At 67.3% G+C, this 23310-nt stretch carries 21 protein-coding genes; 9 read left to right on the forward strand and 12 right to left on the reverse strand.

Annotated features, from left to right (window positions below; genetic code table 11):
* Positions 1-16 precede the first annotated feature (16 nt).
* The 4 genes from Q8O26_RS15765 (at position 17) to Q8O26_RS15780 (ending at position 4915) form a co-directional block, all read left to right on the forward strand.
* Entirely contained in the window at positions 17-2860 is a 2844-nt protein-coding gene (locus Q8O26_RS15765) for an EAL domain-containing protein (RefSeq protein WP_305577248.1), read from the forward strand.
* Positions 2861-2961: 101 nt separating this feature from the next.
* Positions 2962-4212, forward strand: a complete 1251-nt coding sequence (gene argJ, locus Q8O26_RS15770) for a bifunctional glutamate N-acetyltransferase/amino-acid acetyltransferase ArgJ (RefSeq protein ID WP_305577250.1) — start codon at positions 2962-2964, stop codon at positions 4210-4212.
* Positions 4213-4292: 80 nt separating this feature from the next.
* On the forward strand, positions 4293-4712 hold the full coding sequence (locus tag Q8O26_RS15775; RefSeq protein ID WP_305577252.1) for a (deoxy)nucleoside triphosphate pyrophosphohydrolase: 420 nt from the start codon (positions 4293-4295) through the stop codon (positions 4710-4712).
* 14 nt (positions 4713-4726) lie between these two features.
* A complete protein-coding gene (locus tag Q8O26_RS15780) occupies positions 4727-4915 on the forward strand; it encodes a Flp family type IVb pilin (RefSeq protein WP_371134581.1) in 189 nt (62 codons plus the stop codon).
* Between the two features lie 66 nt (positions 4916-4981).
* On the opposite strand, the gene phbB is transcribed toward Q8O26_RS15780, so the two are convergent.
* Together phbB and Q8O26_RS15790 are read right to left on the reverse strand one after the other, a co-directional pair.
* On the reverse strand, positions 4982-5707 hold the full coding sequence (phbB, locus tag Q8O26_RS15785; RefSeq protein WP_305577254.1) for an acetoacetyl-CoA reductase: 726 nt from the start codon (positions 5705-5707) through the stop codon (positions 4982-4984).
* 161 nt (positions 5708-5868) lie between these two features.
* A complete protein-coding gene (locus Q8O26_RS15790; RefSeq protein ID WP_305577256.1) occupies positions 5869-7044 on the reverse strand; it encodes an acetyl-CoA C-acetyltransferase in 1176 nt (391 codons plus the stop codon).
* A gap of 235 nt (positions 7045-7279) precedes the next feature.
* Here Q8O26_RS15790 and phaR point away from each other — a divergent pair, with 235 nt between their 5' ends.
* Positions 7280-7963 (forward strand): polyhydroxyalkanoate synthesis repressor PhaR, encoded by a 684-nt coding sequence (phaR, locus tag Q8O26_RS15795; RefSeq protein ID WP_305577258.1) that lies wholly within the window; start codon positions 7280-7282, stop codon positions 7961-7963.
* 27 nt (positions 7964-7990) lie between these two features.
* Here the strand turns inward: phaR and Q8O26_RS15800 are convergent, their stop codons facing one another.
* Positions 7991-9733 (reverse strand): EAL domain-containing protein, encoded by a 1743-nt coding sequence (locus Q8O26_RS15800; RefSeq protein WP_305577260.1) that lies wholly within the window; start codon positions 9731-9733, stop codon positions 7991-7993.
* A gap of 226 nt (positions 9734-9959) precedes the next feature.
* Between Q8O26_RS15800 and Q8O26_RS15805 the strand changes: the two genes are divergently transcribed.
* Positions 9960-10298 (forward strand): hypothetical protein, encoded by a 339-nt coding sequence (locus Q8O26_RS15805; protein ID WP_305577262.1) that lies wholly within the window; start codon positions 9960-9962, stop codon positions 10296-10298.
* Positions 10299-10314: 16 nt separating this feature from the next.
* Here Q8O26_RS15805 and ggt read toward each other — a convergent pair whose 3' ends face one another.
* Positions 10315-11904 carry a gamma-glutamyltransferase gene (ggt, locus tag Q8O26_RS15810; protein ID WP_371134582.1) on the reverse strand — a complete coding sequence of 530 codons (1590 nt, stop codon included), beginning with the start codon at positions 11902-11904 and terminating at the stop codon, positions 10315-10317.
* A 216-nt stretch (positions 11905-12120) separates the two neighbouring features.
* Between ggt and Q8O26_RS15815 the strand changes: the two genes are divergently transcribed.
* Entirely contained in the window at positions 12121-12552 is a 432-nt protein-coding gene (locus Q8O26_RS15815; RefSeq protein WP_305577264.1) for a heme-binding protein, read from the forward strand.
* A gap of 65 nt (positions 12553-12617) precedes the next feature.
* Here the strand turns inward: Q8O26_RS15815 and rpmF are convergent, their stop codons facing one another.
* The 6 genes from rpmF to Q8O26_RS15845 all read right to left on the reverse strand — a co-directional run bounded on the left by rpmF (position 12618) and on the right by Q8O26_RS15845 (position 18142).
* Positions 12618-12809, reverse strand: a complete 192-nt coding sequence (rpmF, locus tag Q8O26_RS15820) for a 50S ribosomal protein L32 (RefSeq protein WP_106750512.1) — start codon at positions 12807-12809, stop codon at positions 12618-12620.
* A gap of 164 nt (positions 12810-12973) precedes the next feature.
* A complete protein-coding gene (locus Q8O26_RS15825; RefSeq protein ID WP_305577270.1) occupies positions 12974-14005 on the reverse strand; it encodes an esterase-like activity of phytase family protein in 1032 nt (343 codons plus the stop codon).
* Entirely contained in the window at positions 14005-15903 is a 1899-nt protein-coding gene (cobT, locus tag Q8O26_RS15830; protein WP_305577272.1) for a cobaltochelatase subunit CobT, read from the reverse strand. Before cobT ends, Q8O26_RS15825 begins: the two co-directional genes overlap by 1 nt.
* Positions 15900-16346, reverse strand: a complete 447-nt coding sequence (locus Q8O26_RS15835) for a GNAT family N-acetyltransferase (protein ID WP_305577273.1) — start codon at positions 16344-16346, stop codon at positions 15900-15902. Before Q8O26_RS15835 ends, cobT begins: the two co-directional genes overlap by 4 nt.
* A gap of 19 nt (positions 16347-16365) precedes the next feature.
* Positions 16366-17355: a cobaltochelatase subunit CobS gene (gene cobS / locus Q8O26_RS15840; RefSeq protein WP_305577275.1), complete on the reverse strand. Its 990-nt coding sequence runs from the start codon at positions 17353-17355 to the stop codon at positions 16366-16368.
* A 154-nt stretch (positions 17356-17509) separates the two neighbouring features.
* Positions 17510-18142 (reverse strand): J domain-containing protein, encoded by a 633-nt coding sequence (locus Q8O26_RS15845; RefSeq protein WP_305577277.1) that lies wholly within the window; start codon positions 18140-18142, stop codon positions 17510-17512.
* Between the two features lie 157 nt (positions 18143-18299).
* Between Q8O26_RS15845 and Q8O26_RS15850 the strand changes: the two genes are divergently transcribed.
* Entirely contained in the window at positions 18300-18905 is a 606-nt protein-coding gene (locus Q8O26_RS15850) for a glutathione S-transferase N-terminal domain-containing protein (protein ID WP_371134583.1), read from the forward strand.
* 2 nt (positions 18906-18907) lie between these two features.
* Here the strand turns inward: Q8O26_RS15850 and ccmB are convergent, their stop codons facing one another.
* Both ccmB and ccmA read right to left on the reverse strand, forming a co-directional pair.
* Positions 18908-19579: a heme exporter protein CcmB gene (gene ccmB, locus Q8O26_RS15855; protein WP_305577279.1), complete on the reverse strand. Its 672-nt coding sequence runs from the start codon at positions 19577-19579 to the stop codon at positions 18908-18910.
* Positions 19576-20178 (reverse strand): heme ABC exporter ATP-binding protein CcmA, encoded by a 603-nt coding sequence (gene ccmA / locus Q8O26_RS15860; RefSeq protein ID WP_305577456.1) that lies wholly within the window; start codon positions 20176-20178, stop codon positions 19576-19578. The genes ccmB and ccmA overlap by 4 nt, the downstream gene beginning before the upstream one ends.
* A gap of 183 nt (positions 20179-20361) precedes the next feature.
* On the opposite strand from ccmA, the gene acnA reads away from it, so the two are divergent.
* The gene (acnA, locus tag Q8O26_RS15865) at positions 20362-23082 is read left to right on the forward strand and encodes an aconitate hydratase AcnA (protein WP_305577281.1); all 2721 of its coding nucleotides are present in this window, start codon (positions 20362-20364) and stop codon (positions 23080-23082) included.
* The last annotated feature ends 228 nt before the right edge of the window (positions 23083-23310 follow it).

Raw genomic sequence — 23310 nt, forward strand, 5'->3', positions numbered from 1 at the left:
TGGGGCAATGACACCCATGCGTGATTCGGCCCAAGATGGCGGGGAGCATGCGGCGCCGTCACCCGGCGGATCCATCCGGTTTGGGCTGAACTGGTATCTCGCCGGCCTGGTGGTCGTGGCACTGGCGCCCATGATCGTCGCCGCTGTTGTCTCTCTTCTCCAGGCCGGACGGGCCTATGAGACGGCGGCCGCTGCCCGCCTTCTCGATACGGCCCGCACATTGGCGCGGGCAGCCGAGGGCGAACTCGCGGCCGGCGCGACGCTCCTCGACGTGCTCGTCCGGGTGCCCCATGCCGTTCCGTCGACGGAAGGCGTCGATCCCTGGGCCGCTGCCGCGGAACAGAAGATCGGTGGCCGGCTGGTGGAAGAGGTTTTCGCGACCCTGACTGGCATCCCTGAAGGGCAGGGCCTGTCGCCGCAGGGCATCCCGCTGGACGTCCTGCGGCGGGCCATGCAGACGGGCAAGGCCGCCGTCTCGGACCTCTTCACCGATCCTGGCTCGAATTCGAAGCGGATCGCCATCGCCGCCCTCGTGGCTTTCGACGAGGCCACCATCCGCTTCGCTGCGCTCGTGATCCCGCCGGGGCGCCTGGTGCACGCCCTTCAGCAGTCGGATCCGACCGAAACCGGGCGCGTGCTGGCCGTCGTCGACGGTCGGGGTCATTTCATCGCGCGCTCACGCGATGGACCTGCCTTTGTCGGCCGGCCGGTGCCCGAGTTCGCCAGGATCAAGGCCGTCGGCACCGAAGCCGGCATTTTCGAAGGCCAGACGGCCGACGGTCGTTCGGTTGTCTTCGCGTTCCAGACGCTCAAGGGGACGCCGGGCTGGGTTCTGGGCGTGGGTGAACCGCTCAGCGTCTTCCGCGCCCGCAACCAGGCTCCCCTGATCGACCTCGGTATCGGCGCCGTCGGCGCGCTCCTGCTCGCCTTGCTCGCCGCGGCCTGGATCGGCAAGACGGTCCTGCGCCCGGTCCAGACCCTCGTCACGCGGGCGAGGCAGGTTGCGGCAGGGAACGATGGCGCGGCGCCGGCCGTGGTCGCGCCCTCGGGAATCGCCGAGTTCGAGGATCTTCGCCGCAGCCTGGAAGTGTCGGAACAAGTCCTGCGTGACCGTGCAGAGGCGCAAGGACAGGTCGCCCGAAGCCTGGCGCAGAGCGAGAAGCGGTACCGTTTGCTCGCCAGCACGGGTGCGCTGGTCTTCTGGCACCGGGACACGGCAGGCGTCGTCAGCGCTACCGGCTGGGAACGGCTCGCGGGCTCGTCCACTGACCTCGACGCTCCTTGGAGCGCCCTGGATCTCTCCTGGTACGAAAACCTTCATCCCGACGACGCGCCGGTCGTCCGCGCCGCCTGGATCGACGCCCAGCAGAGCCGCGACCAGTTCGACATCGAATACCGCATCCGTCGCGCCGACGGCACCTGGCGCTGGGTCCGGTCGCGCGGCACGAAGGTCGACAGCGAGGACGGCACCGGCGAGGAATGGATCGGCGTGATCGAGGATGTCGGTGCACGCCGCGATGCCCAGGCCCGCATCGCCTATCTCGCCCAGCATGACCCGATGACCGGGCTCGGCAATCGGCTGTTCTTCCAGGACCGTCTCGCGGCTGTCTGCGGCGGCGGCCCGGCTGCGGCCCAGACGGCGGTGCTGTGCATCGACCTCGACCGGTTCAAATGGGTCAACGACGCCCTCGGCCATGCCATCGGTGATGCCGTCCTGGCGATGGTCACGGAGCGTCTGAAGGCCTGCATCCAGCCGGGCGACATCGTCGCCCGGATCGGCGGCGATGAGTTCGCGGTCATCCAGGTGAACGGCGCCCAGCCCGAAGCGGCCTCGTCCCTTGCCCATGCCATCGTCGAGGCGGTCGCCGCTCCCATGCCGATCGGTGACCATTCCGTGGCGATCACTGCCAGTGTGGGCATCGCCATGCCGGATGAGGAAGGTCCCGTTGCCGTCCTGCGCAATGCTGACATTGCCCTGGATCGCGCCAAGATGGACGGGCGCGCCCGGTTCGCCTTTTTCGAACAGGCGATGGACGCCTCCATGCAGGTGCGCCTTCGCCTGGAACGCGACCTCAGGACGGCCGTTGCGCAGGGCCAGTTCGCCCTGCATTACCAGCCCATCGTCGCGGTCGGCTCCGGCGCCCTCGTCGGTTTCGAGGCGCTCGTCCGCTGGCACCACCCCGAACGCGGCACGGTGCCACCGGGCGATTTCATCGGCCTGGCCGAAGATATCGGGCTGATCGGCGCACTCGGCCGCTGGGTGCTGGAAAAGGCCTGCGCCGACGCAGCCCTGTGGCCGCGTCCGGTCAAGGTCGCCGTCAACGTATCTCCGAAACAGCTTGCCGACAGCAACTTCCCCGATGTCGTCGACGCGACATTGAAGCGCTCTGGCCTCGCGCCGGCGCGGCTGGAACTGGAGATCACCGAAAACGCGCTGATGGACGATGTCGAGGGCGCCATGAACGCGCTCCTCCGCCTCAAGCAGACCGGCTGCGCCCTCGCCATGGATGATTTCGGCACAGGCTATTCCTCGCTCGGCTACCTGCGCACATTCCCCTTCGACAAGGTCAAGATCGACAGGTCCTTCGTCAAGGATCTGTCGGAGACCAAGGAGAGCAGCGCCATCATCCGGGCCGTGACGGGCATGTGCGGCAGCCTTGGCATCATCAGCACGGCCGAAGGCGTGGAAACCGAAGAACAGCTCGCCTTCCTGCGTGAGGAAAACTGCTCGGAAGCCCAGGGCTACCTCTTCGGGCGTCCGGTGCCCGCGGCGGAGATCCCCGCCGTCTTCGAGCGGTTCCAGGGCGGCAATGTCCTGACGCTGGACGCCTTCGCCAGGACCGGTGCCGTCCGCGCATGACGCAGCGTTGATCCATGCGTGGCGCGGAGCTTCCCGTCTTGCCGGGCTTGGGCTAAGGGCTTGGCCGATCTGAACCTCATAGCGCCAGCCCGAGGATCGCCATGGCCAAGTTCGTGCCCCCCGTCTCCCCTCTCGCACCGAAGACGGTGCCGTCCATGCCGCCCATCGCGGGCGTGACCCTGGCTACAGCCGAGGCCGGTATCCGCTACAAGAACCGCACCGACGTGCTGGCCGTCGGCCTCGCCGCGGGCACGACGGTCGCCGGCGTCTTCACCCGGTCGAAATGTCCGTCCGCGCCGGTCGACTGGTGCCGCGCCAACCTGTCCGGCGGACAGGCACGGGCCCTCGTCGTCAATTCCGGCAACGCCAACGCCTTCACCGGCCGCAAGGGCCGTGACGCCGTGGCGCTCACCGCGAAGATCGCCGCCAAGGCGGCCGGCTGCAAGCAGTCCGAGGTCTTCCTCGCCTCGACCGGCGTCATCGGCGAACCGCTCGACGCGACGAAATACGATGCCGTGCTGGACGCGACCTTCGCCGCCGGCCGGGCCGACGGCTGGCTCGACGCCGCCAGGGCCATCATGACCACCGACACCTTCCCGAAGGTCGCGACGGCGACGGCCACCCTCGGCGGGGTCACGGTCACCATCAACGGCATGGCCAAGGGCGCCGGCATGATCGCCCCGGACATGGCCACGATGCTCTCCTTCGTCTTCACCGACGCGCCGATCGATGCCCCCGTCCTGCAGGCGCTCCTGTCGAAGGGCGTCAAAACGACGTTCAACGCCGTAACGGTGGACAGCGACACCTCCACCTCCGACACCCTGATGCTGTTCGCCACCGGCGCAGCGGAACAGCGCGGCGCGCCGCGCATCGCCGAAACCGGCGACCGCCGGCTCGCCGGCTTCCGCAAGGCCCTCCAGGCCGTGCTCGCCGATCTCGCCGAACAGGTCGCCCGCGACGGCGAGGGCGCGCGCAAGCTGGTCCATGTCGTGGTCAAGGGGGCCGTCTCCGGCGCCTCGGCGTTCCGCGTCGCCAAGTCGATCGCCGACTCGCCGCTGGTCAAGACCGCGATCGCCGGCGAGGACGCCAATTGGGGGCGCGTCGTGATGGCCGTCGGCAAGGCGGGTGAACCTGCCGAACGCGACCTTCTGTCGATCTCCTTCGGCGACATCCGGGTCGCCCATCGCGGCGAGCGGGACCCGGCCTATGACGAGGCGGCCGCCAGCGCGGTGATGAAGGCGGATGTCATCACCGTCACCGCCGACCTCGGCCTCGGGCGCGGCTCCGCGCGGGTCATGACCTGCGACCTGACGAAGGACTATGTCGCCATCAATGGCGACTATCGCTCCTGACGAGATGTCACCCGATGGCGCGCCAGTCGCGTATTCGTCACCGCAAACGTTAACTTCTGTCGGTTAGAAAAGGAACCGCCATGACCTTGAGGCTGGTTTTCGTCGCCGCCTGCGCCCTGGTCGACTCGGACAACCGGGTCCTCCTGGCGGAGCGGCCGGCAGGCAAGCCTCTCGCGGGTCTTTGGGAGTTTCCCGGCGGCAAGGTCGAGCCGGGCGAGAGGCCGGAAGAGACACTGATCCGCGAGCTGCGCGAGGAGCTCGGGATTCGTGTCGAGGAGCCCTGCCTCGCGCCACTGACCTTCGCCAGCCACGCTTACGAGACCTTCCAGCTGTTCATGCCGCTGTGGGTCTGCCGGAGATGGGAAGGGAGCGTCCAGGGTCTCGAGGGTCAGCGGCTTGCATGGGTCAAGCCAGGCCGGCTGAGGGATTATCCGATGCCGGCAGCCGACGAACCGTTGATCCCTTTCCTCACCGAATTGCTCGGCGAGGCGCGCGACTGAGAGGAGACGCCAGGATGGCCCGCAGCTTTCGGCAGATGATACGCCTGATCGGGCGCTTCAATTCGGACAGCTCTGGCGCCACGGCGATCGAATACTCGCTCGTCGCCAGCGGCATTGCCGGCGTCGTGATCCTGGCGGTCTATACACTCGGCGACACCGTCAACGAGACGTTCTTTAACAGACTGGTCAACGCCTGGAAGTGATCGTGCCGGCCCGCGTGCCATCGTCGCGGCGGCGCCGCGACGATGCCGTCTTGCGGGCTGGCGGCCTCAGACGACGTACTGGCCGCCATTGATCGACAGCGTCGCTCCCGTGATGAAGCCGCTCTCCTCGGAGGCGAGGAAGACCACGGCCCGGGCGATCTCTTCGGGCTCGCCGAGGCGTCCGACCGGGATCTGCGGCAGGATCCGTGTCTTGAGCACTTCCGGATCGATCGCCGCCACCATTTCCGTGCCGATATAGCCGGGGCATATGGCGTTCACGGTGATGCCGGCGCGTGCACCTTCCTGCGCCAGGGCCTTGGTGAAGCCGATGTCGCCGGCCTTGGCCGCAGAATAGTTCACCTGGCCCGCCTGGCCCTTCTGGCCGTTGATCGAGGAAATGGTGATGACGCGCCCGAATTTGCGGTCGCGCATGCCGTTCCAGACCGGGTGGGTCATGTTGAAGACGCCGGTGAGGTTGGTGTCGATCACCTCGCGCCACTGGCCGATGGTCATCTTGTGGAACATGCCGTCGCGGGTGATGCCGGCATTGTTGACCAGCACCTCGACCGGTCCGAGTTCGGCCTCCACCTGCCGGATGCCGGCGGCGCAGGCCTCATGATCGGCGACGGACCACTTGTAGACGGGAATGCCCGTCTCTGCCTTGAACTTCGCCGCGGCCTCGTCGTTGCCGGCGTAGTTGGCGGCAACCTTGTAGCCGGCTTCTTTCAGGGCCCGCGAGATCGCCGCTCCGATACCGCGCGTGCCTCCCGTGACCAATGCCACTCTCGCCATGAATGAACTCCCTCGCTGGCGTTCCCTAGAATCAACGATTCGTTGTTCCCGTCGCCTTGTCGGACGGGTTGTATCATCACTTCATCGGGGGTAGATGAAGAACCTGCCGGAGGCGGTCACCGCCTCCGGCGAAGAGTGTCGGCCGAGGGCCGGTCGCGGGCTCAGCGCTCGATGCACATGGCGACGCCCATGCCACCGCCGATGCACAGCGTCGCCAGGCCCTTCTTGGCATCGCGCCGGGCCATTTCGTGCAGGAGCGTGACGAGCACACGGGCGCCGGATGCGCCGATCGGGTGGCCGATGGCGATGGCGCCGCCATTGACGTTCACCTTGTCGGTGTCCCAGCCCATATCCTTGTTCACCGCGATCGCCTGGGCGGCGAAAGCCTCGTTCGCCTCGATGAGGTCGAGATCCTTCACGGTCCAGCCGGCCTTTTCCAGGGCCTTGCGCGAAGCCGGGATGGGCCCCGTACCCATGATGGCGGGATCGACGCCGGCGGTCGCCCAGGACCGGATCGTGGCGAGCGGCTTCAGGCCGCGCTTCTCCGCTTCCGACCGCGTCATCAGCACGATGGCGGCGGCGCCGTCATTGATGCCCGAGGCGTTGCCGGCGGTGACGGTGCCGTCCTTCTTGAAGGCGGGCCGGAGCTTGCCGAGGGCGTCGATGGTGGCGCCGTCGCGGATATACTCGTCCGTGTCGACGACGATGTCGCCCTTGCGGGTCGAGATGGTGACGGGGACGATCTCGTCCTTGAACCGCCCGGCCTTCTTGGCCGCCTCCGCCTTGTTCTGCGAGGCGACGGCGAACTGGTCCTGCTCGTCCTTGGTGATCTGCCACTTCTCCGCGACATTCTCGGCGGTGACGCCCATGTGGTAGCCGTGGAAAGCGTCGATCAGGCCGTCCTTGAGCATGGTGTCGACCATCTCCATGGACCCCATCTTGGTGCCGTTGCGCAGATGCGCCACGTGGGGGGCCATCGACATGCTTTCCTGGCCGCCGGCGACGATGATGTTGGCGTCGCCGTTGGCGATCTGCTGCATGCCGACGGCGACGGTCCGCAGGCCGGAGCCGCACAGCTGGTTCAACGCCCATGCGGTCTTCTCCGCGGGGATACCAGCCTTCATCGCCGCCTGCCGGGCGGCGTTCTGACCCTCGCCGGCCGTGAGGATCTGCCCGAAGACGACCTCGTCGACCTCATCCGGCCTGACATTGGCGCGCTCGAGCGCGGCCTTGATGGCGATGGCGCCCAGTTCATGGGCGGGAAGCGACGAGAGCGCTCCATTGAACGAACCGACGGCCGTTCGGGCAGCGCCGACGATGACGACGTCCTCGGACATGAAAACCTCCTGATTGTGCCTGGCGCCTGGTGTGTCGGGCGGCGACCTTCACGCTGACCTTGTCTGTGGCGCCGCGTCACTGTCAACCGCGCCAATCTGCCAATCCGCCGGGCTGTGTGCGGCGCACGGGAGCCGCGCTGCACAAAACCATGGCAGCACCTGACAAAACACCCTATCGTGACGGTCTCATGGCGCTTTCGGGGGAAGAGCGCCGCGAGCACGTCCAGGGGGAACGATGGCTAAGAATGATCCGGTCACGATCAAGAAATACGCGAACCGCCGGCTCTACAATACGGGCACCTCGACCTACGTGACGCTTGAGGACCTTGCTTCCATGGTCAAGGCGGGTGAGGACTTTCTCGTCTACGATGCCAAGTCGGGCGACGACATCACCCGTTCGGTGCTGACCCAGATCATCTTCGAGCAGGAGAACAAGGACGGCCAGAACCTGTTGCCGGTTTCCTTCCTGCGCCAGCTCATCCGCTTCTACGGCGACAGCATGCAACTGCTCGTGCCGCGCTATCTGGAGCTGTCGATCGACACGCTCTCCAAGGAGCAGGACCGGCTGCGCCAGCAGCTCTCGACCGCGGTCGGGGTCAACCCGCTGGTGGCGCCCTTCGAGCAGCACATTCGCCGCAACATGGACCTGTTCGAGAAGGCCTTCACGATGTTCACGCCCTTCGCGCGGCGCGAGGACGGCGAGGCGACTGCCGAAGAGGCGACCGGCGAGGCCAAGGTTTCGGGCGATGCCAAGCTTTCGGGCGATGCCAAGCTTTCGGGCGGTGCCAGGGTTTCGGCCGGTGCCAGGACTGCGGGCGAACCTGTGACGGTGGCAGCGCCGGCCGCCGGCGAACTCGACGAGTTGAAGAACCAGCTCTCCGCCATGCAGAAGAAGATCGAGAGCCTGTCGCGGAAGTAAGGCGGGCGGACCCGCCGGCGACCCCCGTCAGGCGCTGCGCGCCAGCACTGTCGTGGCCGGTGTCAGCCACGGTCGTGCGTCGCTGGCCGGGCCGGTATGGTCGCCCTGCAGGTAGTTGCAGCCGAGCTCGGCGAGGGTGACGGCGACCTCTTCGCTGGGAACCCATTCCGCGATCGTCGTCAGGTTCATGTGACGCGCCAGGTCCAGCAGGGCCTTGACGAAGTGTCGATCGTCCGGATTGGCGTGGAAGCTCGCGACGAAGGCGCCGTCGATCTTGACGCAATTGATTCCGAGCTTCCGCAGGTTGCGGAACGAGGTATGGCCGGCGCCGAAATCGTCGATCGCCACCCGGCAACCCAGCCCCTGGACGCGCGCGACGAACCGGCGGGTGTCCTCGACATCGGCGATGGCCGAGGTCTCGGTGATCTCGACCATCAGCCGCTCGACCGCCGCCTGATGTGTCCGATGATAGGCTTCAAGGGATCTCAGCCAGCTCATGTCCATGGTGGTCGCGGGCGACACGTTGACCGACAACCGTAGATCGGGCGCGGCGATCAGCTCGGTCATGGTGAGTTCGAGGACGCGCGCATCCACCAGCCGCACGAGGCCGAGCTTCTCGGCCAGCGGCACGATGGCGCTCGCCGGCAGCAGCGTGCCGTCGGCGCGGCGGATGCGCAGCAGGCACTCGTAATAGGCCGTGCGCCGGTCGGGCGTCGCCGTCACGATCGGCTGGAAGGCGAGGCCGATGCGCCGGTCGTTGAGGGCGGAGACGATCTCGTCCGTGATCTTCAGGTTCTCCTGACGGACGCGTTCACGCTCAAGGCTCGGCGCATAGATATGAAAGGCCCCGCGCCGACGGGACTTGATGCCGTCGAGAGCCTCCTGCGCGCGCCCCAGCATGGCCGCCAGGCTGTCAGCGTGCCGCGGTGCGATGATCCCCCCGATCGTCACGGTGATGGCGACCGGGCCGGCCCGCGTGAGGAAGATGTCCTCGCGAACCGCGCTCAGGATGCGTTCGGCGGCGATCTCCATGTCCTCGGGATGACAGTTGCGGATCAGCATGCCGAACTTGTTGCCGGAAAGCCGGCCGAGCAGGTCGCCGCCGCGCAGCCGGGTGCGGATGCGCTTGCCGACGGCGGCGATGATCTCGTCGGCGATGTCGAATCCATAGGCTTCGTTCACATGGGCCAGATTGTCGACAGCCGCGACCAGGAGGCCGATCGAGCCGCGCACCTTGAGGGCGTCGGCGAGCGAGGTTTCCAGCACCTCGCAGAAGCGGTGGCGGGAGAGCTGCCCGGTCATCGGATCGATCTCGCTCGCCTCGATCAGGCGGCGGCGGGTCTCGTAGCTCTCGGTGATGATGCGGACGGCACCATGGGCGCGCAGCGGTCGCCCGTCGGTCGAGGCGAACCAGCGCCCGGAATCCTCGACCCAGTGGGTCGCGCCCTCTTCGGTCTGGATCGCATATTCGATGGCATAGGCGACGCCCTCGCCGCGGTCCACGTGCGGTGAGTTGACGATGGCCTCGTAGCGGCCGGCCGGTGATTCCTTCGCCAGCATCTGGGCAAAAGCCCGGCCCGAGGCAAGGTGCCGGGGGCCGATCCCCAGCACATTGCCGGCGTTGTCGCTCCAGGTGATGCGATCGGAGGGAATGGCCCATTCATAAGTAGCCGTCCCGACCGAGGACAGGATGTCGGCGGTCGCGGCGGCTTCTGCATCCGCGGGGAGTGCTCCGTCGTGGCCTGCGCTGATGATGTCGGCCCGATCCACTACGTGTCCGCCTGTGGTTGTCTGATTGCCTCCAATAGGCCGTAAAACAATGAAGGAAACCTTGTGAATCCTCCGCTGCAGCGAGGAATATGACCTAACGTCATGCCGGGAATGATTTTTCCCGACCCGTCCAATTGTCCCGATCTGGAACGCGACAGCCGGCACGCGCGTTGCAACTGACATCCTGTCGATCGGCAGCGGCCGGTCAGCCATCACGGAGCGGGACATGACGACGGTCAAGCCAGCAGGTGCCTCCCAGCCTCTCCGCTGGCGTCGCCGTGACGACGACCGCTTCGGCGCCGCGCGCCGCCCGGCCGGCAGCTTCGGCGAAGCGCTCAGGACGCTGCCCGCGCCGCCGCAGCCCGACCGCTTCGACGAGGAACGGGCGCCCAGCACCCGCCCCGCCGCTGCCTTCATCGCCCAGCTGCTCGCCGCCCGCCTCAATGTCACGCCGGCGCGCCGCCGCAGGCGTTCCGATCGGGAAGAGGTGGATGCGCGCTACCAGGCCGCCGATCCCGCCACACGGCCGACCGCCAGCGGCTCGCTGATCCGCCGCGACGTCTGAGCGGGAAGGCTGGCCCTCAATAGCCGAGGGCGAGGCCGTCCTTGCGCGCGTCCGAGCCGCCGACCAGGAAACCCGACTGGTCGATGCGGATCATCTGGCCGCCGCCGATCGGCTTCACCGTCACGTCGACGTCGTGGCCCATGGCCCGCACCTTCTCGATGGTGGCGGCCGGCCAGGTCGGCTCGACCGTGGTCTTCTCGCCCTCGAAGAAGGCGCGCGGGGAATCGATCGCCGCCTGCGGGTCCATGCCGTAATCGACCGTGTTGCAGACCACATGGGCATGGCCCGACGACTGGTAGCTGCCGCCCATCACCCCGAAGGTGCAGGTGACCTCGCCCTTCTCCAGCATCATCGCCGGGATGATCGTATGCATCGGCCGCTTGCCCGGGCCGATGCAGTTCGGGTGACCGTCCTCGAGGTTGAAGCTCGAGCCGCGGTTCTGCAGCAGGATGCCGGTCTCCGGCGTGCAGATCTTCGAGCCGAAATGGTGGAAGATCGAGTTGATGAACGACACCGCCATCCGGTCGCGATCGACGATCGAGCAGTAGATGGTGTTGGTGCCGGGCGGTGGCGGGATCAGGCGGGCGGTGCGCTTGCCCGGATCGATCATGCCGGCGAGGGTCCTGGCGAAATCCTTGGAAACGAGCTGCGCGACGGTGACCTTCATCGCGGCGGGGTCGCCGATGTGGCTGTCGCGCAGCGAATAGGCGAGGCGCGCCGCCTCGATGCCGAGATGCAGGCGCTCCGGCGATGTCGGGTCCATGCCCTTGACGTCGAACTGTTCGAGGATGTTGAGGATGATGAGGGCAGTGATGCCCTGACCGTTCGGCGGCAGTTCGGCGATGCCGGTGCCCTTGTAGTCACCGACGACCGCCGTCTCGACCGTGCCGCGGTGGGAGGCGAGATCCTCCAGCGTCAGAAGCCCGCCCTTGGCCTTCAGCGTGCCGACGATGTCGGCGGCGACCCGGCCTTCGTAGAACCCCCTGGCGCCCTTGGCGGCGATCTCCTCGAGGGTCGCGCCCAGCGCCGCGCTGGTCATGCGCTCGCCGGCGGTGGGCGCGCGTCCGTTGAGGAGGTAATGGCGCGATGCACCGGCATCCTTCGCCAGCGCCGCGGCATCCGTCGGCCAGTCGAAGGCGACGCGCGGCGTCACCGGCCAGCCTCCCTTGGCGTAGCGGATGGCGTGCTGCAACACCCGGCCGAGGTCGAACCGGCCATGGGTCTTCAGGATCGTTTCCCAGGCCTCGATGGCGCCCGGCACGGTGACGGCGTGAACCGAGTCGGTGGGAACGGACGTCAGCCCTTCCGACCGGAGCCTGTCGGCGGTCGCCGCCTTGGCCGCACGGCCCGAGCCGTTATAGCCCCAGATCGGCTGGCCGGGCTTGGAGATCAGCGTGAAGCAATCGCCGCCGATGCCGGTCATGTGCGGCTCGACCACCGCCATGACGCCGACCGCCGCGATCGCCGCATCCGCCGCCGTGCCGCCGTCCCTCAGGATGTCGATGGCCGCCGCCGTCGCGAGGGGATGGGAGGTCGCCGCCATGGCCTCCGTCGCATAGGCGGGCGAGCGTCCGGGCTTGTGGAAGTCACGCGTCTGATAGGTCACCGGGGCATCCTCCCTCGCCCGGGACTTTCGCCGGGACTGAAAAACTGTCATCACCGGCTTGCGGCCGCAATCTTGTTCTAAGGATAACACAAGAACGCGGTCGCCCGCCACGATCCGGGTGGGTCCGGCTTGTGCACGGGGCGCAGGGCTTCAAGCAAGCACGCCCCGGCCGGGCCGCCCATGCGCGATTGCCGACACCCCTTCACGGAGCCGACGATGAGCCTGACCCTCGACATCTGCCGAACCCTTGCCGACGCGGCCCTCGCCACCGGCCGCGAGAAGGGCATGAAGCCCCTCGGCGTGGTCATCGTCGACGCCCGCGGCGCCGTCCGCCTGACACTCGTCGAGGACGGCAATGCGCCGCTGCGCGCCGACATCGCCCATGGCAAGGCCTTCGGCTGCGTCATGGTGGGCGTCGGCGGCCGGGCGCTGGAGCGCATGGCCAAGGATCGCCCGCATTTCGTCACCGCCCTCGGCGGCCTGACGAAGGACCGGATTGCCCCGGTTCCCGGCGGCGTGCTGATCCGCGACGCGGCCGGCGCGGTGCTCGGCGCCGTCGGCATCTCCGGCGACAGCTCGGACAATGACGAGGTCTGCGCCCTCGCCGGTATCGCCGCCGTCGGCCTCAAGGCCGATACCGGCGCCTGATCCCCCTACGGAAAAAGGCCGGTCTCGCGACCGGCCTTTTTTCAGATGCGATGGGACCCGTGCGATCAGTCGTTGGTCGTGGTCTTCGGCTTCAGGATCTGCTTGCCGCGATACATGCCGGTCTTCAGGTCGACATGGTGCGGGCGGCGCAGATTGCCGGAGTCCTTGTCCTCGACATAGGTCGGGGCCACGAGGGCATCATGCGAGCGGCGCATGCCGCGACGCGAGGGCGACGTCTTTCTTCTCGGAACGGCCATGGAACTCTCTTCTGGCGGGGCCGTAGGGGTCTGCCCCCCAGGCGAACGGCGAAACGTGAGACGCGGGCCTATACACGCTTTCGGCGGGGCGTGCCAGAGGCCGGCACAGGTTTTGTCGAATCGTCGGCTGGATGGCTGCAGGACGCACCCGGATCCTGCAATGCTCAGCCCCGATAGGCGAACTGGATCAGCAGAGTCCGCTGCAGGAACGAGAAATTGTTGTCCGACACCAGGGTGACGATGGTCTCGCCCTCGCCGTTCCGGTGGACGGCGATACCCTCCATGTTATCGATCTGCGAGGACATGTCCGCCGACAGCACGATCGGGCCGTCGAGGGTCGCCCCGGCGCGGATCGCGTCGCTGGCGATCCGCCTGATACGGAAGGCGACGCCACGCCAGGCCGAAAACCAGCGCTCCAGCAGCAGCATGTCGCCGCCCGGCAGGAAAGCGAGGTCGGTGACATCGAAATCATTGGTCCGCCGGACGAAGATGTCGCGCGCCGCTCCCGGGCCGATCAGAAATCCGCGGATATCGCCCTCGGGGTTCAGCGCCCGTTCGGAAATGGCGAGCAGCGTGCCGGCGAGCGGCGAGGGGCGCGGCACCATGCCGAGCGCCTCGATGCCACGGTTCGGCGGCATCCGGGTGGCGCCCATCGGCACCGGCGACGGCACCCCGCGGGCGAGGACCCCCTCGCGGCCGAACGTGTCGAAGCGGAAGATGCGATGGGTGCGCTCGACGCCGACATAGGCCGTGCCGCCCTCGATCCACAGGCTCTCCGTATCCCAGTTGCCGGTCTCCGCCAGCGGCCGGCCGCCGGGGCCGAGCACCGCCGCCATGCGCGCCCTGGACAGTCCGGAGAGGCGGCCGCCCTCCATATCGATGCCGGCGGTGAGCCATTGGCCCTGGTCCGACAGGGCCGTGAGGCGCTGGCCCGTAGCGTCGGTGCGCAGCGCCGACAGTCCGCCGAAGCCGCGGTAGTCGGATTGCAGTTCCAGCCCGCCGCGAAAGGCGAAGGCGCCGAACTCCTGCTTGTCAGCCTCGCGCGGGGTGAAGGCATTGATCGGGAAGGAGCGGATGTCGATGTCGACCGGCGCCCGCGGCACGGGGTTGCGTGCCGCGGCGGCAGGAGCGAGCGCAGGCAGGGCCGCGAGGCCCCCGGCGAGGGCGAGGACCCCGCGCCGTGTGGGATGGACCATCAGGCGACCCGCCGGCGCTTGGCGCCGCCCGAGGCGCCTTCGCTGGCATGTTCGTCGAAGAGTTCGGCGAGTTTCTCGGTCATGGCACCGCCCAGCTCCTCCGCATCGACGATGGTCACGGCGCGGCGGTAATAGCGCGTCACGTCATGGCCGATGCCGATGGCGATGAGCTCCACCGGCGAACGGGTCTCGATCTCCTCGATGATCCAGCGCAGGTGGCGTTCGAGGTAATTGCCGGGGTTCACTGACAGGGTCGAATCGTCCACCGGCGCACCGTCGGAGATCATCATCAGGATCTTGCGCTGCTCGGAGCGGGCGAGCAGGCGCTTGTGCGCCCAGTCGAGCGCCTCGCCGTCGATGTTCTCCTTCAGAAGCCCTTCGCGCATCATCAGGCCGAGATTCTTGCGCGCCCGGCGCCAGGGTGCATCGGCCGACTTGTAGATGATATGCCGGAGGTCGTTGAGGCGGCCCGGATTGGCCGGCTTGCCGTTCTGCAGCCAGAACTCGCGCGCCTGCCCGCCCTTCCAGGCACGGGTGGTGAAGCCGAGGATCTCGACCTTGACCCCGCAGCGCTCCAGCGTCCGGGCGAGAATGTCGGCACAGGTCGCCGCCACCGTGATCGGGCGGCCGCGCATCGAGCCGGAATTGTCGAGCAGCAGCGTCACCACGGTGTCGCGGAAGTTGGTGTCGCTCTCCTGCTTGAAGGACAGCGCCGCCATCGGGTCCATGATGACGCGCGGCAGGCGGGCCGGATCGAGGATGCCCTCCTCCAGGTCGAAGTGCCACGAGCGGTTCTGCTGCGCCATCAGGCGGCGCTGGAGGCGGTTGGCGAGCCGGGAGACCACCGGGCCGAGATTGGACAATTGCTTGTCGAGATAGGCGCGTAGCCGGTCGAGCTCTTCCGCGTCGCAGAGGTCGGGCGCGTCGATGATCTCGTCGAATTTCGGGGTGAAGGGCTTGTAATCCGGCCCCTTGCGCTCGGCGGTCTGGCTCTTCGGCCGCCACGGCTCGCTGGCATCCTCGGAATCGCCGAGATCATTCTCGTCGGGCAGTTCGGCGGTCTCGGCGTCGGAGGCCTCCTGGGCGCCGTCGGGCGCCTCGTCGGCCATCTCCTGGGCATCCTCCATCTGCATGCCTTCGGAGGACTCCTCGTCCTGGCTGTCCGGGCTCTCCCCCGATTCCGGCGTCTCCTGCTCCTGGCTGTCGGAGCTGTCCTCGTCATTGTCCTCGTCGGCGCGGCCCTGCTCGTCGCCCATGTCCAGCGAGGTCAGGAGGTCGCGCACGGCCTTGCCGAAGGCGCGCTGGTTGTTCTCGAGCCCGACGAGCGCCTCGAGATTCTTGCCCGCCTTGGTCTCGATCGTCTCGCGCCACAGGTCGACGATCTTCGCGGCCTGGGCCGGTGCGGCCTGGCCGGTCAGCTTCTCGCGCACCATCAGGGCGAGGGCATCCTCCAGCGGCGCATCGGCCTTGTCGGTGATCTCCTCGTACTTGCCCATGCGGTGGTAGTGGTCCTCCAGCCGCGCGGTGAGGTTCTGCGCCACGCCCGTCATGCGGTTGGAGCCGATCGCCTCGATGCGGGCGTTCTCCACCGCCTCGAACACGGCGCGCGCCGCCTGGCCGTCGGGCGTCATCTGCCGGTGAACCTTGGCATTGTGAACCGCGAGCCGCAGCGCAATGGCGTCGCCGTGGCCGCGCACAATGGCCGCGTCCTTGGCGGTCATCTTGCGCGGCGGCTCGGGCAGGCGCGCCTTGTCGCCGGCGAGGCCGGGCTTGTCGGCGGCATAGGTGACCTCGAGGTCGCGGCGGGCGATCGCGCGCATGCAGGAGGCCACCGACCGCTTGAACGGCTCGGTCGGGCTTTCCTTGGTGTTCGGCTTGGCCTTGGAATTGGAGCTCACGAAAGATCCTTTTTCAGCCAGATGCGGCGGTGCCCGGGCGGAAAATCGCCGAGCTCGCCATAAACCTCGTATCCCAGCTTCTGATAAAAGCCGTCGCCCTGGAACGAGAAGGTGTCGAGATAGACATGGCGCGCGCCGCGCTTCGCCGCCACCGCCTCGGCCCTCGCCATCAGCTCCGTGCCGAAGCCGGTGCCGCGCAGGGCCTCGTCGAGCCATACGAGCTCGATGAAGCACCAGTTCCACATCGTATAGCCGACGACACCGCCCTTGATGGTCCCCGCCTCGTCGCGCACGGAGACGGCGAAGCGCTTCCACTTCGACGGCCCGGCCTGCGCCACGTTATAGGCGACGAGGCCCTTCTCGATGGCCCGCGCCGTTTCGGCGACGCGGGTTTCGACGGCGACGACGAGGCCAGCCTTCGGATGTTTCGTCCGGCTGGCCATGCCGTCTTCCCCGCGGGTCTCAGCTCAGCGCCACGTTGACAGCGCTTTCCGGCAGTTCTTGGCCGAAGCAGCGCTGGTAGAATTCGGCGACCAGCGAACGCTCCATCTCATCGCACTTGTTGAGGAAGGTGAGCCGGAAGGCGAAGCCGATATCCTTGAAGATGTCGGCGTTCTCGGCCCAGGTCAGCACGGTGCGCGGGCTCATGACGGTGGAGAGGTCGCCGTTCATGAAGGCGTTGCGGGTGAGATCGGCAACACGGACCATCTTGTTCACCTGGTCGCGGCCCTCGGCCGTCTTGGCGAAATTCTTCGCCTTGGCGAGGATGATGCCGACTTCCTGGTCGTGCGGCAGATAGTTCAGCGTCGTGACGATAGACCAGCGGTCCATCTGCGCCTGGTTGATCTGCTGCGTGCCGTGATAGAGGCCGGTCGTGTCGCCGAGGCCGACCGTGTTGGCGGTGGCGAACAGGCGGAAGGCGGGATGCGGGCGGATGACGCGGCTCTGGTCGAGCAGCGTCAGACGGCCAGAGGATTCAAGCACGCGCTGGATGACGAACATCACGTCCGGGCGGCCGGCATCATACTCGTCGAAGCACAGCGCGACATTGTGCTGGTAGGCCCAGGGCAGGATGCCGTCGCGGAATTCGGTGATCTGCTTACCGTCCTTCAGCACGATCGCGTCCTTGCCGACGAGATCGATGCGCGACACGTGGCTGTCGAGGTTGACGCGGATGCAGGGCCAGTTGAGGCGGGCGGCGACCTGCTCGATATGGGTCGACTTGCCCGTGCCGTGATAGCCCGAGACCATGACGCGGCGGTTGTAGGCGAAGCCGGCGAGGATCGCCAGCGTCGTCGGCTTGTCGAACAGGTAGTCCGGGTCGAGGTCCGGCACGTGGTCGCCGCCCTGCGAATAGGCGGGAGCGACCATGTCGGAATCGATGCCGAACACCTGGCGCACAGGGATGGTCGTATCCGGGAGTCCGGACACATTGTCAGTCTGCACTGTCACGAAAGAACCTCCGATGCCGCGTTCGGCGCAGCGAGCCATAACCACATGATGGCGGCGACCTTACCAGATCGCATCCAAAGCCCGGAAGGGTGACCTTCGCGGGAATGCCATTCGAAATTCTGATGCGTCGCATCATGGTGCCGACCGTCCAGGGTCAGCAGAAGCCGACGGATTTCAGATAATTATAGGCCTGGATGATCTCGCGCAGCTTGTCCTCGCGCGAGCGGTCGCCGCCATTGGCGTCCGGATGCAGGCGCTTGGCGAGCTCCTTGAACCGCGCCTTGATCTCGGTCGCGGTGGCGTGGATGTCGAGGTTGAGCGTGTCGAGCGCCTTGCGCTCGGCATTGCGGATCATCCGGCCTTCGGGCTCGCCGGTGCGCTCGCTGGCCTGGCGCCACTCCGTGCCGTCGAACATGCCGAAGGGGTCGGCGCCCTTGCGCGGGTCGAAATGGGGCTTGGGCTCCTCGCGCCGTCCGGTCTTGGTCCAGGAGTTGACGCCCATGCTCCAGGTCGGCCGGTGCCCGGTAAGCGCATCTTTCTGGTAGGCCGCGACCGCCGCGTCGTTCATGCCCGCGAAATAGTTGTAGCTGGCGTTGTATTCCTTGACGTGGTCGAGACAGAACCAGACGAATTCGCCCTCGCGGTCCCGCCCCACCGGGGCACGGTGCGTCGCCTCGCAGGGACAGCCGTTGAAGCCGCACACGCGCATGCCCGGCCGGGCACGGGTGCGCCGGTCGTCGCCGGGCTTGACCCGGATGCTGTCGAAATAGGGCGAGTCGATCTTCATGATGTCCAGCGAAGCAGAAGCCGATTATGGGGCTGGCGGGTGGCCGCGGCAAGGCGAGCCACCGGGCAGCCGGCCTCCGCAGGCCGCCCTTGACCCGGCGTCGCGGCGCTGCGAAGGGTCGGCGATCCCGCCACCGAACGGTTCGGAAAACGTCGCCATGACCATGACCCTGCACTCGTCCGCCCTTTCCCCCTTCGGCCGAAAGGTGAAGCTGGCGCTGTACCATCTCGGCCGCCTGGCCGATGTCACCGTCGTGACGACCGATACGATGAATGCCGAAGATCCGATCCGTCAGCGCAATCCCCTCGGCAAGATTCCGGCCCTCGTCCTCGCCGACGGCACGGTCGTCTACGACAGCCGCGTCATCATCGAGCACCTTGACATCGCTGCCGGCGGCAAACTCATCCCCGCGGAGCCGAAGGCCCGCACCGCGACTCTGACCCTGCAGGCGCTCGCCGACGGCATCATGGATGCGCTCATCCAGCAGCGCTACGAGGCGGTGTTCCACGACGAGGCGGCACGCTCGGAGAAGTGGCTCGCCCACCAGCGCGGCAAGGTCGAGCGGGCGATGGCGGCGCTCGAGGCCGCGCCCCCGGCTCTCGCCATCCATGTCGGCACGATCACGCTGGCCTGCGCCCTCGGCTACCAGGACATCCGCTTCGAGGGCGCCTGGCGCAAGAGCCATCCGCGCCTGGTCGCCTGGCTCGATGGCTTCATCGCCCTGATACCCGAGGCCTGGGACGCCACTTCGGCGAAGGGCTGAGCCTATTCGAGGCCGAAGCGCAGCGCCGCAGCCGCGGCGATCGGCGCGAGCACCAGGCTCATCAGCGACAGCGCCACCAGGATCGTGAAGGGCTGGCCGAAGGGCAGCGGCCCGACGATCGCGGCATTGGTCGCCGCCACGCCGAAGATCAGCACGGGGATGGTCAGCGGCAGGACGAGGATGGCCATCAGCAGGCCGCCGCGCCGGAGCGACACCGCCAGCGCGGCGCCGACCGCGCCGATGAGGCTGAGCGCCGGGGTGCCCGCGCCCAGCGTCAGGGCGACGGCGCCCATGGCCTCCGGCGGCACGTTGAGGAGGAGCCCGAGAACCGGGGCCGCCGCAACCAGCGGCAGGCCGGTCGCCAGCCAATGCGCCGCCGCCTTGGTGGCGATGACCAGCGGCAGCGGCGTCGGCGCCATCATCATCAGGTCGAGCGAGCCGTCGTCGGCATCCGCCTGGAACAGGCGGTCGAGACCGAGGAGCGTCGCCAGCAGCGCACCGATCCACAGGATGGCGGGGCCGATTCGGGCGAGGAGGTTCATGTCGGGTCCGACGCCGAACGGCACGATGGTGACCACCGCGAGAAAGAACACGACGCCGACCATCGCCCCGCCGCCGATGCGCATGGCGAGAAGGAGGTCGCGGCGGAAGATGGCGGCCAGCGGTCCGGTCATGCCGCGCTCCCGATCGCCAGTTCGCGCGTCGGCAGGCCGAGCGGGCCATGGGTGGCGGCGAGAATCAGCCCGCCGGCGGCCACGTGATCGGCCATGATGCCGGCCAGCACCTTCTGGCTGGCAAGGTCGAGGGCGGCGGTCGGCTCGTCGAGGAGCCAGATCGGCCGGGTGACGGTCAGCAGCCGGGCGAGAGCCAGCCGCCGGCGCTGGCCGGCGGAGAGATAGCCCGCCGGCAGGGCTGCGAGATGGCCGATGCCGAGCCTCTCCATGGCGACCTCCGGGCCCTGGCCACCGCCGCCGAGATAGCGGGTCCAGAAGGCGAGGTTCTCGGCAACCGTCAGCGATCCCTTGAAGGCGTCCTGATGGCCGCAATAGTGGCAATGTTCGCCCACATTGGCTTCCGGGTCGCCGCCTTCGAGCACCAGGCTGCCCTCCTCGATGCGCACCAGTCCGGCGATCAGGCGCAGGAGGCTCGACTTGCCCGCCCCGTTCGGTCCGGTGACCTGGACGGCCTCGCCCGCCTCCAGAACGAAGCTCAGACCGGCAAAGACGATCCGGCCGCCGCGCTGGCAGGTCAGGGCATGGGCGGTCAGGCGCATCATGCCGCATTCCTACGCGACGAAAGGGTGATCCGCGAGAGGCGATAAGCGCTTCTAACCATATGGCGGGCTGATTGGAATCCCTCTATAACCCCGCCGATCGGCCGCCGCGTCTCATGCGTCATTCGAGGGCCCAGGGTTCGGGCGCGACGTCGGCCTCCAGATTGAGGGGATCATCGCTACATGTCGCTCGACAGCTTCAAGGCCCGCAAGACGCTCAAGGTCGGCTCCAAGTCCTACGTCTACTATAGCCTGAAGGAGGCCGAGAAGAACGGCCTCGCCGGCATTTCGGCCCTGCCCTTCTCGATGAAGGTGCTGCTCGAGAACCTGCTGCGCGCCGAGGACGGCCGCTCCGTCACCAAGGCGGACATCGAGGCGGTCGCCGCCTGGATCAACGACAAGGGCAAGGCCGGCAAGGAAATCGCCTTCCGCCCGGCCCGCGTGCTGATGCAGGACTTCACCGGCGTTCCCGCCGTCGTCGACCTCGCCGCGATGCGCGACGCCATGAAGGCGCTCGGTGGCGATCCCCAGAAGATCAACCCGCTCGTCCCCGTCGACCTCGTCATCGACCACTCCGTCATCGTCGACGAATTCGGCTCGCCCAAGGCCTTCAAGAAGAACGTCGATCTCGAATATGCCCGCAACGGCGAACGCTATCGCTTCCTGAAATGGGGCCAGCAGGCCTTCAAGAACTTCTCTGTCGTTCCCCCCGGCACCGGCATCTGCCACCAGGTGAACCTCGAATATCTCGCCCAGACCGTCTGGACGAAGAAGGAAAAGGCCGTGAAGACGGTCAAGGGCAAGAAGACGACCGTCACCTATGAGGTCGCCTATCCCGACACGCTCGTCGGCACCGACAGCCACACGACCATGGTCAACGGTCTGGCCGTCCTCGGCTGGGGCGTCGGCGGCATCGAGGCCGAGGCCGCCATGCTCGGCCAGCCGCAGTCGATGCTGCTGCCCGAGGTCATCGGCTTCAAGCTGACGGGCCGCCTGAAGGAAGGCGTCACCGCCACCGATCTCGTGCTGACCGTCACCCAGATGCTGCGCAAGAAGGGCGTCGTCGGCAAGTTCGTCGAGTTCTACGGTCCCGGCCTCAACAACATGACGCTGGCCGACCGCGCCACCGTCGCCAACATGGCCCCCGAATACGGCGCCACCTGCGGCTTCTTCCCGGTCGACGAGGAGACGCTGAACTACCTGACGACGTCGGGCCGCAAGCCTGCCCGCATCGCGCTTGTGGAGAAATATTCGAAGGCCCAGGGCCTGTTCCGCACCAGGACCTCGCCCGATCCGGTCTTCACCGACACGCTGGAACTCGAACTCGATGACGTCGTGCCCTCCATGGCCGGCCCGAAGCGCCCCGAGGGCCGGGTCGCGCTCGAGGCTGTCGGCGCCGGCTTCGCCGACGCCATGGCGACCGACTACAAGAAGGCGGCCGAGATGAGCCGCCGCGTCGCCGTCGAGGGCCGCGACTTCACCCTCGGCCATGGCGATGTCGCCATCGCCGCCATCACCTCCTGCACCAACACGTCCAACCCGGCCGTGCTGTTCGCCGCCGGCCTGCTCGCCCGCAATGCGGTCGCCAAGGGCCTGAAGTCCAAGCCCTGGGTGAAGACCTCCCTCGCGCCCGGCAGCCAGGTCGTCGCCGAATATCTGTCGAATTCGGGCCTGCAGAAGGATCTCGACAAGCTCGGGTTCAATCTCGTCGGCTTCGGCTGCACCACCTGCATCGGCAATTCCGGTCCGCTGCCGGCCGAGATTTCCAAGGCCATCAACGATTCCGGCCTGATCGCCGCCGCCGTGCTTTCCGGCAACCGCAACTTCGAGGGCCGGGTCTCGCCCGACGTCCAGGCCAACTACCTGGCCTCGCCGCCGCTGGTCGTCGCCTATGCGCTGGCCGGTTCGGTGACGCTGGACCTCACCAAGGACCCGCTCGGCACCGACAAGAAGGGCAACCCCGTCTATCTCAAGGACATCTGGCCCTCCTCGCAGGAGATCAACGCCTTCATCGCCAAGAACGTCACCAAGAAGCTCTTCAAGGAGCGCTATGCCGACGTGTTCAAGGGAGATGCCAACTGGGCCAAGGTCAAGGCGCCGGTCGGCCAGACCTATGCCTGGGACGATGGTTCGACCTATGTGCAGAACCCGCCCTATTTCGTCGGCATGGGCATGAAGCCGAAAGCCATCGGCAATATCGAGGGCGCCCGCGTCCTCGGCCTGTTCGGCGACAAGATCACCACCGACCACATCTCGCCGGCCGGCTCCATCAAGGCGGCGAGCCCGGCGGGCAAATATCTCATCGACAACAAGGTCGATGTCGCCGACTTCAACCAGTACGGCACCCGCCGCGGCAACCATGAAGTGATGATGCGCGGCACCTTCGCCAATATCCGCATCCGCAATCACATGATGGGTCCGAACGGCAAGGAAGGCGGCTTCACGATCCACTATCCCTCGAAGGAGGAGATGTCGATCTTCGACGCCGCCATGAAGTACAGCGCCGAAAAGGTGCCGCTGGTCGTCTTCGCCGGCGTCGAATACGGCAATGGCTCGTCGCGCGACTGGGCGGCCAAGGGCACCAACCTGCTCGGCGTGCGCGCCGTCATCGCGCAGTCCTTCGAGCGCATCCACCGCTCGAACCTGGTCGGCATGGGCATCGTCCCCTTCACCTTCGAGGAGGGCACGACCTGGGCGTCCCTCGGCCTGAAGGGCGACGAGACCGTCACCATCAAGGGCCTCGAGACGGTCAAGCCGCGTCAGAAGATGACTGCCGAGGTCACCTTCGCCGACGGCAAGGTGAAGAAGGTGCCGATCCTCTGCCGCATCGATACGCTGGACGAGATCGAGTACTTCAAGAACGGCGGAATCCTGCAATACGTGCTGCGCGATCTTGCCGCCTGACCAGCCTGAATCCGCGATCCGTTTCCACCCTGACGGCGGCTTGGCAAGCGTCAAGCCGCCGTTATGCTGTGTGCAGGAGCGGGGGCTCACGGTCGTTTGCGCGGTTTTCACCCAACCGTGAGTAGCGGCCATGGTCTATGCGGGCGTAAACAACGCTCGCGGAACCGAATGGGTTCCCGAAATCGGGGCGGATTTCGATGTTGCTTGGCAGGATCTGCGGCGCACTCG

Origin of the sequence: Phreatobacter sp. (assembly GCF_030691135.1) — a bacterium.
In the GTDB taxonomy this organism is placed as follows: Bacteria; Pseudomonadota; Alphaproteobacteria; order Rhizobiales; family Phreatobacteraceae; genus Phreatobacter.

What these genes read in the sequence shown, in the direction of transcription:
- Q8O26_RS15765 (WP_305577248.1), top strand. Translation starts at nt 17, where the DNA reads ATGCGTGATTCGGCCCAAGATGGCGGGGAGCATGCGGCGCCGTCACCC.
- argJ (WP_305577250.1), top strand. Translation starts at nt 2,962, where the DNA reads ATGGCCAAGTTCGTGCCCCCCGTCTCCCCTCTCGCACCGAAGACGGTG.
- Q8O26_RS15775 (WP_305577252.1), top strand. Translation starts at nt 4,293, where the DNA reads ATGACCTTGAGGCTGGTTTTCGTCGCCGCCTGCGCCCTGGTCGACTCG.
- Q8O26_RS15780 (WP_371134581.1), top strand. Translation starts at nt 4,727, where the DNA reads ATGGCCCGCAGCTTTCGGCAGATGATACGCCTGATCGGGCGCTTCAAT.
- phbB (WP_305577254.1), bottom strand. Translation starts at nt 5,707, where the DNA reads ATGGCGAGAGTGGCATTGGTCACGGGAGGCACGCGCGGTATCGGAGCG.
- Q8O26_RS15790 (WP_305577256.1), bottom strand. Translation starts at nt 7,044, where the DNA reads ATGTCCGAGGACGTCGTCATCGTCGGCGCTGCCCGAACGGCCGTCGGT.
- phaR (WP_305577258.1), top strand. Translation starts at nt 7,280, where the DNA reads ATGGCTAAGAATGATCCGGTCACGATCAAGAAATACGCGAACCGCCGG.
- Q8O26_RS15805 (WP_305577262.1), top strand. Translation starts at nt 9,960, where the DNA reads ATGACGACGGTCAAGCCAGCAGGTGCCTCCCAGCCTCTCCGCTGGCGT.
- Q8O26_RS15815 (WP_305577264.1), top strand. Translation starts at nt 12,121, where the DNA reads ATGAGCCTGACCCTCGACATCTGCCGAACCCTTGCCGACGCGGCCCTC.
- rpmF (WP_106750512.1), bottom strand. Translation starts at nt 12,809, where the DNA reads ATGGCCGTTCCGAGAAGAAAGACGTCGCCCTCGCGTCGCGGCATGCGC.
- Q8O26_RS15825 (WP_305577270.1), bottom strand. Translation starts at nt 14,005, where the DNA reads ATGGTCCATCCCACACGGCGCGGGGTCCTCGCCCTCGCCGGGGGCCTC.
- Q8O26_RS15835 (WP_305577273.1), bottom strand. Translation starts at nt 16,346, where the DNA reads ATGGCCAGCCGGACGAAACATCCGAAGGCTGGCCTCGTCGTCGCCGTC.
- Q8O26_RS15845 (WP_305577277.1), bottom strand. Translation starts at nt 18,142, where the DNA reads ATGAAGATCGACTCGCCCTATTTCGACAGCATCCGGGTCAAGCCCGGC.
- Q8O26_RS15850 (WP_371134583.1), top strand. Translation starts at nt 18,300, where the DNA reads ATGACCATGACCCTGCACTCGTCCGCCCTTTCCCCCTTCGGCCGAAAG.
- ccmB (WP_305577279.1), bottom strand. Translation starts at nt 19,579, where the DNA reads ATGACCGGACCGCTGGCCGCCATCTTCCGCCGCGACCTCCTTCTCGCC.
- ccmA (WP_305577456.1), bottom strand. Translation starts at nt 20,178, where the DNA reads ATGCGCCTGACCGCCCATGCCCTGACCTGCCAGCGCGGCGGCCGGATC.
- acnA (WP_305577281.1), top strand. Translation starts at nt 20,362, where the DNA reads ATGTCGCTCGACAGCTTCAAGGCCCGCAAGACGCTCAAGGTCGGCTCC.